Origin of the sequence: Lentzea sp. NBRC 102530 (assembly GCF_030269365.1) — a bacterium.
Taxonomy (GTDB): domain Bacteria; phylum Actinomycetota; class Actinomycetes; order Mycobacteriales; family Pseudonocardiaceae; genus Lentzea.
In genome coordinates, this window is sequence record NZ_BSTF01000019.1 from 72,920 (window position 1) to 86,224 (window position 13,305).

A 13,305-nucleotide genomic window follows, 5' to 3' on the forward strand; every position below is an offset into this window, starting at 1 on the left:
TCGGGAGTCATACCGGAGGATGGAGGCATGGCCTCAGTCGTCCAGTGGATCCAGGGGACCCGCCCGCGCACGCTGCCGAACTCGATCGCCCCGGTGGTCGTGGGCGGTGCCGCGGCGCACCACATCGACGAGTTCAACGCGCTGTACACGGTGCTCGCGCTGGTCGTCTCGGTGGCGTTCCAGGTCGGCGTGAACTACGCGAACGACTACTCCGACGGCATCCGCGGCACCGACGACAACCGGGTGGGGCCGTTCCGGCTCACCGGGTCGGGCGCGGCGGAACCGGCGAAGGTGCGGCTGGCGGCGTTCATCTCGCTCGGCGTCGGCGCGGCGGCCGGTCTGGCACTGGTGGCGATGTCCGGGCACTGGTGGCTGCTCGGGTTCGGCGCGGTGTGCATCGCCGGGGCGTGGTTCTACACGGGCGGCAAGCGCCCGTACGGCTACGCGGGGCTCGGCGAGATCGCGGTGTTCCTGTTCTTCGGGCCGGCCGCGGTGCTCGGAACGTTGTACGTGCAGACCGGGGAGATCACCGGCATCGGCATCGGGGCGTCCATCGCGATGGGGTCGATCTCGGCCGCGGTGCTGGTGGCGAACAACCTGCGCGACATCCCGACGGACGCCGTGTCGGGCAAGCGGACCCTGGCCGTGGTGCTGGGCGACAAGGACACCCGGCGGCTCTACCTGGCGTTGATCGCGGTGCCGTTCCTGATCGCGCTGGGCATGGTCGTGCGGGTGCCGTACGCGCTGCTGGCGTTCCTCGCGGCGCCCGTGCTGCTGCCGGCCGTGCGCCGGGTGGCGGCGGGCCGGGGTGGGCGTGACCTGATCCCGGTGCTCCAGTTCACCGGGATCGCGATGCTCGCGTGGGCCGTGCTGGTCAGCATCGGGCTCGTGCTGGACTAGAACACTCTCACCAGGCGTCTTCGGTGAACTGGATGGGCTCGTCGTCGTCGTGGGGCCTGGGCTTGGGCCGCGGCGGCGGGGCGGACTCGCCGACGATCAGCTCGTCGAGCCTCGCGCGGTCCGCCTCGAGCGCCTGGCGCACCAACGGGTCGTGGCTCGCCTCGCCGGTGAGGACCTGACGCCAGCTGAGGCCGGCACCCCTCGCGATGCGGTCGGCGAGCTGACGCATCGCCGGTGAGGCGTCGCTGGACTTCGCGAACTGCATCACCCTGCGGATGTCCTCGGTGGACGGTTCCTTGCCCCTGAGGTTCTGCTGGGCGGCGCGCATGGCGCGGTCCGCCTCGGCGACGGCGCCCGTCAGGAAGTCCTCCGCCGCCTGGATGTCCGGTGTCCGCCAGGCCGTCATCACCACTTGTCCTCCGTGAAGATGTCCGGGGCGTTCTCGTCGCCGTCGTCACCGCGGTGCCGGCGCGGGTCCTGGGCGTTCATGATCTCTTCGGGGGTCAGGCCCTCCTGGAGCATCTGGAACGCCTGCTTCATCTTCTTGACGTTCTCCTGCTGCATGGCCTGCACGTCCGGGTCCTGCGCGGCCTTGCCGGAGACGACGTCCTCCCAGGTGAACTCGCCCGCGTCCACCTTGCGCTTGAGGGCCTTGAGCTGCTCCGGCGCGTCCTTCTCCTGCGCGGCCCGTTCGACCTGCTGCGCGATCGCCTTGAAGTCGACCGGCGGGACGGGCGGCAGCGGGGTGTCCTTGAGGCGGTTCGCGAGGTCCTGCGCCTCCTTGAAGCGCGCGTCCACCTGCGCCTCGGCGGCCCGGAGCTCAGCGGACTTCCAGCTGTCGTTCGGGGTGGTCATCTCGCTCAGTTCTCCCTGCCGAAGAGGCCGCGCCGGACGGGCCTCGCGTCACCGCGGACGTCGCTCACCTCGGCGCGCCAGGCCGTCGTGCGCCACTGCCGGAAATCCACTTCGGACAGTCCGAGTTCCTGTGCCACCTCGTAGTTCTCGCCGAGGAAGTGCAGCACGGCCTGGTCGCCCAGAACACCGATGATCTCGAACTCCGCGCCGCGGTACGTGCAGATCGTGCGGACCAGCTGGAGGTCCTCCACGGCCGCGTCCGGGACCTCCAGGTAGCCGTCCTGACCGAAGTCCTCCGGCACCGGCTGGCCGACGAGCGGGTGCAGCAGGACGCTGCCCGGCGTGGTGGCGAAGTCGATGTCGAAGTCCTGCCCGCGGTACCGGCCGATCAGTCCACGCCGGACGGTCGGGCGGTGCGGAATCGGGGCCTGCCAGTACCTCCCGGGCCCGAAGCCGACGTCGCCCGTGGGGATCCAGCCCGTCTGGCGGTGGACGTACTTGCCGACGCTGCGCCCGTTGCCGTCGGGGTCGAAGCGCCAGAGTTCCGTGCCCGCCGGGAGTTCGGCGAGGTCCATGACGTACTCGGGGATGGGGTTCGGACCCGGCGTGTACCCGGTGCCCGTGAACGGCAGCGGGTAGACGCGGGTGGTGCCCATCTTCCGTGCGCCGTCGAGCGTGGGCCCGCCGAAGCTCGTCGCGAAGAGTTCGGGCGTGTGGGCCAGGAAGCGCAGGAGGTACTGCGTGCCCCTGGGCCAGTCCGGGACCTGGTCGACCCCGAGCGTCTGGGCGAACTGGTCGCTCGTGCCCTGCGGGAAGTCCTGCCCGCGCGTGACGAACCCGGCCGCGCGGTGGGGTTCGAACTTGCCGGGCACCACGACGTTGCCCAGGTAGAGCTGCGCGATCGCGGGGTGGACGATCTTCTGCAGGATCGTCCGGGGCCCGATGCCGGCCGCCTTCTCGACTGCCTGAGGGGTGCTCATCCCGGGTTCTTCTCCTTCCACCGCTCCAGGAAGTCGGTGCGCTCGACCCGCACGTCGTGGAGCTCGTGCTCGTCGAGCGTGGCGGTGAAGCCGTTGTACTGGTCGCCTTCGAGCCCGTTCTGCTGGGCCCACACGTGCTCGCCGCCCGCGTACCCGGCCTCGGCCTTGCCGTTCTCGGTCTTCACGACGTTGAACGGCTGCCCGCGCCAGGTGGCTTTGCAGGTCTCTTGGTACCAGGCGTCGAGGTCTTTCGCCGGGACCGTCTTGAGCTCACGGTTGCCGTACGTCTGGAAACCCTCGGCGTGCTCGTAGGTCTGGTTCGGGATCTTGCGCAGCCAGACGTGCTTCGCGTCTTCCTCACCGGCGAAGTACGTCTCGCCCCGGTACTCGGCCATCTCCTGGGAGTAGTGGGTCATCAGAGCTTCGTCCAGCCGAACTTGCGGTCGTACACGGCGTGCAGTTTCTCAGTTCCGTCCGCATTCACCTGCCAGATCTCGGCACGATCCGGCAACGGAGTGCCGCCGTCGACCCGCCACTCCGGCATGCCACCCATCGTCGAGCCCGTACCCGTGAACGGGTCGTACCCGTCGTACGTCTTCGTCGTACCTCCGGCCGCCGCCATCTGCTGCTGCGACTGCTCGTAGTGCTGCTTCTCCTGCGGCGACTGGTACTCGTTCGCGCCGTACGGCCCGGGCTGGGTGAAGTCCGGCACGTCCTTCTTCGGACCACCGAACGGCACGTTGTGCGCACCCTGGTTCTGGTCGGTGATCTCGTACCGCAGCTGCATCGCCTGCTGAGCGCCCTGCGGGATCGGGGTCCAGCCCTGGCCCTTGTCGTCGAGCGCCAGCCCGTCCCGCAGGCCCTGCGGCGTGTTGACGCCGACCACGTCCTGACCGCGGGCGATCGAGCCGCCCATCTGGTTCTGCCAGGTCTCCTGCTTGCTGCCGGCCGCGTGCGGCTGGTCGGGCAGGTAGGTGCTGACGGCGCTCGGGTTGAGGGCCTTGGTGACGATGTCGCCGGTGTCGACCTTGATCTGGTTGCGGACGTCGGCCACGTGCTGGGCCTCGTCCGCGGTGAGGTTCGTGGACAGCCGCTGGCTCAGCTCGACGTAGCGGTCGCGGTCGGCCTGGTTGGGCAGGATCTGCTCCAGCTGGTGCTGGTAGCCCTGGCCCTGCGCGGCCATGGCGGCGGCGTCGAAGTGGCCCTTGAGGTCGGGGCCGCTCGGGGGAGGCGGGGAGCCGCCGTCGCCGTTGCCGTCGCTGCCGTTTCCGTCGGTGTGGTCGGCGTTGCCGGTGTGGTCCTGCGGCTTCGGGTCGGGGGTGGGGTCGTGGTCCGGCTGGGGCGGGGTGGGGTCGGTGCCGGCGTCGTGCGGCTTGGGGTCGTCGGCGCCGCTGGTGTCGGTGTCGTGCGGCTTGGTGCCGGGGTCGCTCGGGGTGGTGTCGTGCGGCTTGGTGTCGGTGTCGTGCGGCTTGGTGTCGGTGTCGTGCGGCTTGGTGTCGGTGTCGTGCGGCTTGGTGTCGGTGTCGTGCGGCTTCGCGTCGGTGTCGTGCGGCTTGGGGGTGCCGTCTTGGGGCTTCGGGTCGCCGTCGTGCGGCTTCGCGTCGGCGTCGTGAGGCTTGGGGGTGCCGTCTTGGGGCTTCGGGTCGGCGTCGTGAGGCTTGGGGGTGCCGTCTTGGGGCTTCGGGTCGGCGTCGTGGGGCTGGCCGGACGTGTCGTGCGGCTTGGTGCCGGGGTCGCTCGGGGTGGTGTCGTGCGGCTTGGTGTCGTGCGAGCCCGTGGGGGTGGTGTCGTGCGGGCGCGGGGTCGACGGGTCGTGCGGCGTGATGCCGGACGGCGTCGGGTGGTCCGTGCTCGGGGACGGGTGGCCGGGAGGCGAGGGCAGGCCGCCACCCGCGCTCGGCGACGAGTGGCCCGTGCCAGGGGCCGGGTGGTCGGTGCTCGGGGACGGGTGTCCCGGAGGCGAAGGCAGGCCGCCGCCCGTGTTGGCCGGTGACGGGGCCGTCGCGGTGCCCGCGCTCGCGGTCGGGTGGTCCGGCGGGGTGGGCAGGCCCGAGCCGTGGCCGGGAGGCGTGGGCAGGCCGGAGCCGCCGTGGTTCTCAGGAGGCGTGGGCAGGCCCGAGCCACCGTGCGTTCCGGGAGGCGTCGGCAGGCCGGAGCCGTGCGTTCCCGGAGGTGTCGGCAAGCCGCCCGAACCGCTCGGCGTCGGGTGCGCGCCCGGCGTCGGGTGGCTGCCTGAGCCGTGGGTCGGCGAGGTCGGGTGCGCGCCGGGAGTCGAGGGTGGCGTGGGCAGGCCCGTGCCGGCTGGGCGCGGGCCGCTGGAGGTCGGGGTGGCGGGCGGGGTCGGGAGGCCCGCGCCGTGGCCGGGTGGGGTCGGGAGGCCCGAGGGCTTGGGGGTGCCGGTGGGGGCGCCTGCGCTCGGGAACGCCGGCACGCCGCCTGCTCCCGGGCGGGAGCCGGAGCTGCGGGTCTGGTCGCCGCCGCCTGCGCCTGGCGCCATCGGGGCGCCCATGGGCATGGCGCCGCCCATCGGGGTCTGGTGGCTCGCCGGTGGGGCCGCGGCGGGGGCCGCTGCTGCCGCGTGGGTGTTGTCGAGGCGTGGGGCCGGGCCGTGGCCGCCTGCCGGGACACCGCCGCCGCCTCCTCCTGAGGCGCCTGACGGGACTGGGGCGCCGCCCACCTGGGCAGCGCCGCCACCGCCGCCCAGGGACGGTGGGGCCGCGGCCGCCGGGCCTCCGGTGGCCGCGGCGTGGGTGGTGGTCGGCGTGTCCTGGGCGTGCGGGAGGGTCGGTGGGGCCGCTGCCGGGGCACCGCCGGGGGCGGAGACGGCGGCCGGTTTGGTCTCGTCGGTGCCGCCGGGCGGGGTGTAGATCTCGCGGGCCCTCTCGCCCACGTCGCGGCCGCGGTCGGCGATCTCGGTGACGGAGTCCTTGATGGACGCGGCGTCGTCGCTGATGTCGCGGACGGCGTTGCGGACGTCGCGGCCCGCCTCGGCGACCTCCTGCGTGGCGTTCATGGCCTCGGCGAGGGAGTCGGCGTCCTTCAGCTTGCCGATGGCGGAGAAGACGCGGCCGACGGCGTCGAACAACGCCTTCACGTCGGCGATGAGCTTCTGGACCGTGTCGATGATGTCCATGACGCGGCGGTAGATCTGGTACGCGTTCCAGACCATCTCGGCGGCCTTGATCCAGCCCGCGACCGGGATCCAGACGGTGGCGGCGGCCTCCAGCAACTTGTTGACCAGGTAGTCCAGCAGCCGCGCGGCCTGCTTGCCCAGGGCCTCGGCGCCGGACGCGACCGTGTCGAAGCCCTTGGCGATGAGCTGGGCGACGCCCATCTCGGCCAGCAGGCCCGCCTTCCAGCCCAGGGCGATGTACTTCTCGTGGGCGCGTGCGGCGTCGCCGTCCCAGTGGCCGCGGACCTTGCCCACGGCGTCGGTCAGGTTGTAGGAGACGTCGTTCATGGCGTTGCCGACCATGCGCCAGGCGTCGCCGTCCGCGCGGATCTTGGACCAGTCGCCGGTGATCGGCGTGATGATCGTGGAGACCAGCGACTCGCCGGTCACGGCCTCGAACACCCAGTTGACGGCCTGGACGCCCCAGCCCTGGTCGCGCAGGACGTCGTTGAGGGACGCCGTGTCGACGTCGGGCTTCTTCAGGGAAGCCGCGACCGGACGCGGGTCGTGGTACGCGGTCGTCACTTCAGCAGCCCGTCCATGATGCGGCGCTGGAGGGCGTCGATGTCGTCGTACGTCTTGGCCGTCGCGTCCACCGCGGAGGCCGCGCCCTCGAGCTTCGACTTGCCGAAGTCGAGCGTCTCGTCGAACAACGCCCGCACGACGTCCACGCCCGGCTGCAGCAGCGACAGCAGGCCCGTGAAGCCCGCCTTGTCGCACGCCGTGGCGTGGACGTACTTGCGGATCGTGTCGAACTCTTGGGCTTCGGTGCGCAGGTACTCGGCGTACGCGCGCAACTCGGCCGCGTCGGTGAACAGCGACGACACAGCGTCCCCCCTGCGGACTCAGGTGCTCAGGTCACGCTGTGACGCACAGCTCTCGTCACCAGTTCCCCGTGCGGTGGAAGTTGTCCAGACGTTCAAGGCACGGATCGAGGTGCATGCCCTGCGCGGCTACCCATGTGTCGTCGTAATAGGTGTTCGCGTAACGCTCGCCGCCGTCGCAGAGCAACGTCACGACGCTCCCCCGCGCCCGCGACTGCCTCATCTCGGCGACGATCTGGAACGCTCCCCAGAGGTTCGTGCCGGTGGAACCACCGATCCGGCGCCCGAGCACGTCCTCGGCGTACCGGATCGTCGCGATCGACGACGCGTCCGGCACCTTGATCATCCGGTCGATCACGTCCCCGATGAACGACGGCTCGACGCGCGGCCGCCCGATCCCCTCGATGCCGGACCCCCGCGTCGCCACCAAGTCGGGGTTGCCGTCCCGCCAGGCGTCGAAGAACACCGAGTGCTCCGGGTCCACGACGGCGAGGCGCGTGGTCAGCTTCTGGTAGTGGATGTACCGGCCGATGGTGGCCGACGTGCCGCCCGTGCCCGCGCCCACGACGATCCAGTCGGGTTCCGGCGACGGCTCCAGCCGCATCTGCTCGAAGATCGACTCGGCGATGTTGTTGTTGCCCCGCCAGTCCGTCGCGCGCTCGGCGTGCGTGAACTGGTCCATGAAGTGGCCACCGAGCTCGGTGGCGAGGCGCCGCGACTCGTCGTACAGCGCCGACGGCTCGTCGATGAAGTGGCACCGGCCGCCCTGGCGTTCGATCAGCGCGACCTTCTCCGCCGACGTCGACCGGGGCATGACCGCGATGAACGGCAGCCCCAGCAGTCGCGCGAAGTACGCCTCCGACACCGCCGTGGACCCCGACGAGGCCTCGATCACGGGTGTGCCACCGGTGATCCAGCCGTTGCAGATCGCGTAGAGGAACAGCGACCGGGCGAGCCGGTGCTTCAACGACCCCGTGGGGTGCGTCGACTCGTCCTTCAGGTAGAGGTCGATGCCCCACTCGAGGGGCAACGGGTACCGCAGGAGGTGCGTGTCGGCGGAACGGTTCGCGTCCGCCTCGATGATCCCGACGGCCTCGCACACCCAGTGCCTGGTCCTGCTGCAAACACGGTCAACGGAGGTACTCACACCGGGGACGATAACGGCGCAAAGGCCCTATGCCTGGGTGAGAGGACCTTCGTCACCACGCAGTTCGGACCGCAGCTTGTCGCGCTCCGCCCTGCGGGTCTGCTGGTGCGTGTTCAGGCCCACAGCCACGCGCTGCCGCAGGCTCTTGAAGATGAACAACGACGCCGGCAGCGCCACGACCACCCCCACGGCGAGGGCGGGCAGCAAAGGAACCTTGAACAACAGCAGCGCGCCGGTCACCACCACGACGAGGCCGAGGCGGGCGAGGACGTAGAGCGTCACATCACGAGCGAGCACCCGTTCAGGTTACGTCGCCTTCTTCGTCCACGGTGTTCGGGCGCCCCTCGAAGCGGGTGGAGAGCACCACGGTCGTGCGCGTGCGGGCCACACCGGGGATGCGCCGGAGCCGTCCGAGCGCCCGCTCCAGGTCGTCGACGGTGGCCACCCTGACCTTGACGATGAACGACTCGTCGCCCGCCACCCGGTAGCAGGACTCGACCTCGTGGAGCTCGCCCAGCGCGACCGCGACCTCGTTGTCGTCGGCGATGTCGGTGGGGTGGATGCCGATCAGGGCGGTGACGCCCAGGCCGACCGCGCTGGGGTCCACGACCGCGTGATAGCCGACGATGACGCCGCTGGACTCGAGCTTGCCGACCCGCTCGTGCACGGCGGAGGCGGACAGGCCCACCTGCCGTCCGAGGTCGGCGTAGGTGGCGCGACCGTTGGCGCGCAGTGCGGCGATGATCTGTCGATCAAGAGCATCCACCCGCGACACCCTATGCCCCGCGCGCGCGTGCGGGTTGCCCCGGTCACACGGGCCGGGAGTTCGCGCTGGTCAGAGCGCCGTTCGCGGATCAGCGGCCACGAACCTCGTGTCCGGTTTGGCCCCTGCGTCCCATTACTACCTCTTTACCAAAAAACAAGCGTTCGAGTACCCGATGGGTCAGATGCCACGATCAGACCGGAACGTCTGATCTGAGGAGGACGAGTGACTGCAGCCACCGAGCGGCTCTTGACGCCTGGGGAAGTCGCCAATCTGTTCCGGGTCGACCCGAAGACCGTGACCCGATGGGCCACCGCAGGTCGCATCGGCTCGATCCGCACCCCTGGAGGACATCGCAGGTTCCGTGAGACCGAGGTGAAGCAGCTCCTGTCGGAGCTGACGACCGAGGCAACTGAACCCGTCCGCCACTGAAACCGTAGTAATCCCTGTGCCGCGGGTAATCTCGTGGCAAAGGGAGGTGGCGACACGATGATCTACCTGCTGGCGGTGATCGGTGCGCTCACCGTGGCTGTGCTCGTGTGGCGAGCGTTCGCCCCGCAGCACTCGGAGTACACCCCAGGCCGCAAGGTGATCGCACCGGACGACGACCCGGAGTTCCTGCGCAAGCTCGACGAGCAGCGCAAGCGCGACGAGTGAACGGAAAAGGGGCCCTGATCGCAGGACCCCTTTCCGTAATCGTTCGGAGCAGTACCGCTCAGGCGTGCGGGAAGTCGTCTGCCACGACGGCGGCGAGTTCCAGCAGGGCCAGGCGGGTCTCAGGCGCGAGTCGGTCCAGTGCGATCTCGGCGCCCTCTTCGAGGTGCTCGTCGAACGGCAGGCGGACCACGGCACGGCAGCGCTGCTGGAAGTGGGCGGCGAGCTTGTCGAGGTCGACCTTGCCCGACTTCGGGCGCACCGAGTTGATCACGCACACGGACTTCGCGACCAGTTCGCGGTAGCCGTGCGCCTCGAGCCAGTCGAGCGTGGCCGCCGAGGTCTGCGCGCCGTCGACCGAGCCGGACGACACGAGCACCAGCGAGTCGGCCTCGTCGAGCACGCCCTTCATCGCGGAGTGCATCAGGCCGGTGCCGCAGTCGGTGAGCACGATGTTGTAGAAGTGCTCGAGCAGGTCGACCGTGCGCCGGTAGTCCTCCTCGCTGAACGCCTCCGACACGGACGGGTCCTGCTCGGAAGCGAGCACTTCGAGCCGTGCGGGCGACTGCGAGGTGTACGCGCGCACGTCGCTGTACTTCGTGATCTTCGGAGCGTCGCGCAGCAGGTGCCGCACGGTCGCGGTGGTCTCGCGCGGGATCTTCAACGCCAGCGTGCCGCGGTCCGGGTTCGCGTCGACCGCGATCACCCTGTCGCCGCGCAGCGACGAGAACGTCGACCCCAGCGTCGTGGTCGTCGTGGTCTTGCCCACGCCGCCCTTGAGGGACAGCATCGCGATCTTGTAGCACCCGCGCAGCGGCTGGTTGATCCGCGCGATCAGCTCACGGCGGCGCACGTCGGCGGGGCTCTCGCCGAGGTTGATCGTGCCGCCGGAGATCGAGTGCAGGGTCTTGCGCCAGCCGGACGTCGGCGGACGCTTCTCCTTCTTGATCAGCTGCTGCGACGACACCTGCTCGGCCTGCGAGCGGTACTGCTGCTGCGGGAAGTTGTTCGGGTACTGCTGGCCGGCGAACTGGCCGTACTGGGCCGTGTTCGGCCCGGTGTTGTGGGGACCGGACTGGCCGCCGCCCACCTGGTAGCCGCCGGACTGCGAACCCGGTGCCGGGTAGGGGCCGGACGCGCCGCCGGAGACCTGGTAGCCACCCGACTGCGAGCCGGGCGCGGGGTACGCGCCGGACTGCGAACCCGGTGCCGGGTAGGCACCGGACGGGCCACCGGAGACCTGGTACCCGCCGGACTGCGAGCCGGGCGCCGGGTACGGGCCCGACGAGCCTTCGGGGACCTGGTACGCGCCTGAGGCGTGTCCCGGCACCTGGTAGTCGGGGACCGGGTGCGAGCCCGACGGGCCGCCGCCGACGTGCTGCGGGCCGGACTGCTGCGGGTCGAGGTAGGCCGCCGCCTGCGGGTCGACGTACTGCGGGCCGGAGCCCTGTTCCTCACCCGGTGGTTGCTGCCATGTCACCGCTGTGGCCCTCCCTGAGCACGAGAGACCGAGACTTCCCCGACCCCCAGGTTGCGACGGTACGCAACCGCCGGTGGTTCCATCGACCTGGGGGCTTAACTCGTTAGAGACCGGCGTACGAATGCAACCCGGTAGTGACCAAGTTGATGAAGAACAGGTTGAAGACGTTCAGGGCGAAGCCCGCGACGTTGATCCAGGCGGCCCCGCGACCGCGCCAGCCGGCCGTCGCGCGCGCGTGCAGGTACGCCGCGTAGACCACCCACGAGACGAACGCGACCGTCTCCTTCGGGTCCCAGCCCCAGAACCGGCCCCACGCGGCTTCCGCCCAGATCGCGCCGCAGATGATCCCGGCCGTGAACAGCGGGAACGCCAGCACGGTCGTCCGGTACGACATGCGGTCGAGCACGTCGGCGGACGGCAGCTTCGGGAACCGGTCGGCGTTGCGGTCCTTGAGCAGGTAGAGGATCGACGTCACGCCCGGGATCAGCAGCACGCCGGACGAGATCGAGATCACCGAGACGTGGATGACCAGCCAGTACGACCGCAGCGCCGGCTGGACCGGCGCGGACTCGGCGTAGAGGACCGTGCCGCCGAGGAACAGCAGCACCAGGATCGGCGTGAGCACGAACGCGCCGAGGCGGCGGATCGGGAACTTCACCATCAGCACGATCCAGGTCACCACGGCCGCGAGGCACAGCAGCGACATGTACTCGTACATGTTGCCCCAGGGCGCCCGGCCGGCGGACAGACCGCGCATCACCAGCGACCCGAGGTGCAGCGCGGCGCCCAGGACCGTCAGCGCGGCGCCCATGCGGCCGATCCGCTCGGACCGCGTCACCTCGCTGCGCGGCTCGTCGGTGAGGATCGCCGGCCCACCGGCCCCGGCCAGCGCCTCCGCCTTGCGCGGGGCACGGGCGAAGGCCTGCTCCACCGCGTAGAGCATGATCGCGAAGAGGTAAATGCCCAGGGCACTGCGGTACAGCCAGTCGCTGTACGTCGCGAGGGTCTCGTTGACCGGCATCAGGACTTCTCCTCGTTCAGAACCGCGCGGGCGAGCCGCGTGAACTCCTCGCCGTATCCCGCCTGGTCAGTGCGGGCGAGCCCACCGACCTCGACCAACGTACGCCCGTCCTCGAGACGGGTCGCACGCACCCACACCCTGCGGCGCTTGACGGTCAGCGTGACCCCCAGGCCGAGGATGATCAGGACGGCGAACGCGAGCACGTACCCCTGTGTGGGGTCGTGCGAGACCTGCAACGACACCCAGTCGTGCACGGAGTCGAACCGCACCTTGGTGCCGTCGTCGAGCGCGATCTCCTCGCCCAGCGCGAGGTTCTTGCGCGCGACCTTGGCCAACCGGCCCTGGTCGACCATCTTCTGGTCGATCGAGAAGATCGACTGGCCGCGGCCGTCGTCCACGCCGAGGTCGCCGCGGTACACGTCGACGGCGACCATCGGGTTGTTCAGGGCCGGGAACTTCGAGGTCAGGATGTTGCCGTGCAGCAACGGCGTCGGCGCCAGCAGCCCGGTGACCGCGATCTGGTTCTTGCGGCGCGTCTCGGAGTCGGTGATGCCCGGCGGGTCGAACTTGGTGGCGCCCTCGGAGGCCAGCGTGATCTGGTCGCTCGGCAGCCACTGGATGCCCTGTGTGCGCTTCTCGCCGTTGGGGAACGTCACCGTGAACGTCGGCGTGTAGCCGTGGCCGAGCAGGTAGACGCGGTCGCCCTCGGTGCGCAGCGGGTGGTTGACCTGCAGCGTGTACGGCTTCCACGCGTTCGCCGCGAGGTCGTCGCCGGACTGGTAGCGGATGTCCGCCTGGAAGCCGACGGGCTGGCCGTTCTCCAGGTACTCGGCGGAGAACTGGCCGATCTCGACGCAGAACGGCGTGAGGTCGGTGCCGTCGATGCGCAGACCGGGCCGGAACGAGTCGTAGTTGAAGATGCCGCCGTTGCAGAACTGGCCACCGTCGGCCTGGACGATGACCTGGCCCTCGTAGCTGAACATCTTGCCCAGCGCGAAGGACACCAGCAGGCCCAGCAGCGCGAAGTGGAAGACGAGGTTGCCGGTCTCGCGCAGGAACCCGCGTTCGGCGCTGACCGTGTCCTCGCCCGCGTCCATCCGCCAGCCGCGCAAAGCCCTGCGCGCCCGGCCGATCGCCTCCTCCGGCGTGATGTCGAGCTCGGCCTGCACGTGGTGCGGCATGCGGGAGAGGTTGCGCGGCGTCAGCACCGGCTTCGCGCGCATCTGCTTGAAGTACTCCCACGTGCGGGGCAGCAGGCACCCGACGAGGGACGTGAACAGCAGCAGGTAGATCGCGGCGAACCAGGGCGTGCCGTAGACCTCGAAGAAGCCGAGCTCGAGCAGCAGCTCGCCCCACCAGCCGTGCTCGGCGACGTACTCGTTGACCTTGGCGCTGTTCAACGACCGCTGCGGCAGCAACGCGCCGGGCATCGCCGCGAGCGCGAGCAGGAACAGCAGGGTCAGCGCGGTCCTCATCGAGGTGAGGCCGCGCCACGTGTTGCGGAGGAAG

Annotated in this window: 15 protein-coding genes; 3 read left to right on the plus strand and 12 right to left on the minus strand. The window is 70.4% G+C overall.

The features are described from left to right. Window positions 1-27: 27 nt before the first annotated feature. Window positions 28-900: a 1,4-dihydroxy-2-naphthoate polyprenyltransferase gene (locus tag QSK25_RS37505; protein ID WP_285645484.1), complete on the plus strand. Its 873-nt coding sequence runs from the start codon at window positions 28-30 to the stop codon at window positions 898-900. Between the two features lie 7 nt (window positions 901-907). Here the strand turns inward: QSK25_RS37505 and QSK25_RS37510 are convergent, their stop codons facing one another. From QSK25_RS37510 to QSK25_RS37550, 9 genes are read right to left on the minus strand one after another with little or no spacing between them, the layout of a single operon-like run. After that, window positions 908-1,306, minus strand: coding sequence for a hypothetical protein (locus QSK25_RS37510; protein WP_285645485.1), 399 nt, complete (start codon window positions 1,304-1,306; stop codon window positions 908-910). Further along, window positions 1,306-1,755 carry a hypothetical protein gene (locus tag QSK25_RS37515; protein ID WP_285645486.1) on the minus strand — a complete coding sequence of 150 codons (450 nt, stop codon included), beginning with the start codon at window positions 1,753-1,755 and terminating at the stop codon, window positions 1,306-1,308. The genes QSK25_RS37510 and QSK25_RS37515 overlap by 1 nt, the downstream gene beginning before the upstream one ends. Before the next feature lie 5 nt (window positions 1,756-1,760). Next, window positions 1,761-2,735, minus strand: a complete 975-nt coding sequence (locus QSK25_RS37520; RefSeq protein ID WP_285645488.1) for a hypothetical protein — start codon at window positions 2,733-2,735, stop codon at window positions 1,761-1,763. Further along, on the minus strand, window positions 2,732-3,151 hold the full coding sequence (locus QSK25_RS37525; RefSeq protein ID WP_285645490.1) for a hypothetical protein: 420 nt from the start codon (window positions 3,149-3,151) through the stop codon (window positions 2,732-2,734). Before QSK25_RS37525 ends, QSK25_RS37520 begins: the two co-directional genes overlap by 4 nt. After that, window positions 3,151-6,432, minus strand: a complete 3,282-nt coding sequence (locus QSK25_RS37530; RefSeq protein WP_285645491.1) for a phage tail family protein — start codon at window positions 6,430-6,432, stop codon at window positions 3,151-3,153. Before QSK25_RS37530 ends, QSK25_RS37525 begins: the two co-directional genes overlap by 1 nt. After that, window positions 6,429-6,734 carry a hypothetical protein gene (locus QSK25_RS37535; protein WP_285645492.1) on the minus strand — a complete coding sequence of 102 codons (306 nt, stop codon included), beginning with the start codon at window positions 6,732-6,734 and terminating at the stop codon, window positions 6,429-6,431. The genes QSK25_RS37530 and QSK25_RS37535 overlap by 4 nt, the downstream gene beginning before the upstream one ends. A 55-nt stretch (window positions 6,735-6,789) precedes the next feature. Further along, window positions 6,790-7,878 (minus strand): L-cysteine desulfhydrase Cds1, encoded by a 1,089-nt coding sequence (cds1, locus tag QSK25_RS37540; protein ID WP_285645493.1) that lies wholly within the window; start codon window positions 7,876-7,878, stop codon window positions 6,790-6,792. 27 nt (window positions 7,879-7,905) lie between these two features. Then, window positions 7,906-8,175, minus strand: a complete 270-nt coding sequence (locus QSK25_RS37545; RefSeq protein ID WP_285645495.1) for a DUF4229 domain-containing protein — start codon at window positions 8,173-8,175, stop codon at window positions 7,906-7,908. A gap of 4 nt (window positions 8,176-8,179) precedes the next feature. Continuing rightward, a complete protein-coding gene (locus tag QSK25_RS37550; protein ID WP_285645496.1) occupies window positions 8,180-8,644 on the minus strand; it encodes an Lrp/AsnC family transcriptional regulator in 465 nt (154 codons plus the stop codon). Window positions 8,645-8,866: 222 nt separating this feature from the next. Between QSK25_RS37550 and QSK25_RS37555 the strand changes: the two genes are divergently transcribed. Together QSK25_RS37555 and QSK25_RS37560 are read left to right on the plus strand one after the other, a co-directional pair. Beyond that, entirely contained in the window at window positions 8,867-9,073 is a 207-nt protein-coding gene (locus QSK25_RS37555) for a BldC family transcriptional regulator (RefSeq protein ID WP_089915625.1), read from the plus strand. 57 nt (window positions 9,074-9,130) lie between these two features. After that, window positions 9,131-9,298 (plus strand): hypothetical protein, encoded by a 168-nt coding sequence (locus QSK25_RS37560; RefSeq protein WP_086667950.1) that lies wholly within the window; start codon window positions 9,131-9,133, stop codon window positions 9,296-9,298. Between the two features lie 58 nt (window positions 9,299-9,356). Here QSK25_RS37560 and QSK25_RS37565 read toward each other — a convergent pair whose 3' ends face one another. From QSK25_RS37565 to resB, 3 genes are all read right to left on the minus strand, one after another. Beyond that, window positions 9,357-10,775, minus strand: coding sequence for an AAA family ATPase (locus tag QSK25_RS37565; protein ID WP_285645498.1), 1,419 nt, complete (start codon window positions 10,773-10,775; stop codon window positions 9,357-9,359). A gap of 103 nt (window positions 10,776-10,878) precedes the next feature. Then, a complete protein-coding gene (ccsB, locus tag QSK25_RS37570) occupies window positions 10,879-11,796 on the minus strand; it encodes a c-type cytochrome biogenesis protein CcsB (RefSeq protein ID WP_285645500.1) in 918 nt (305 codons plus the stop codon). Next, window positions 11,796-13,271, minus strand: a complete 1,476-nt coding sequence (gene resB, locus QSK25_RS37575; protein ID WP_285645681.1) for a cytochrome c biogenesis protein ResB — start codon at window positions 13,269-13,271, stop codon at window positions 11,796-11,798. The genes ccsB and resB overlap by 1 nt, the downstream gene beginning before the upstream one ends. Window positions 13,272-13,305: the final 34 nt, after the last annotated feature.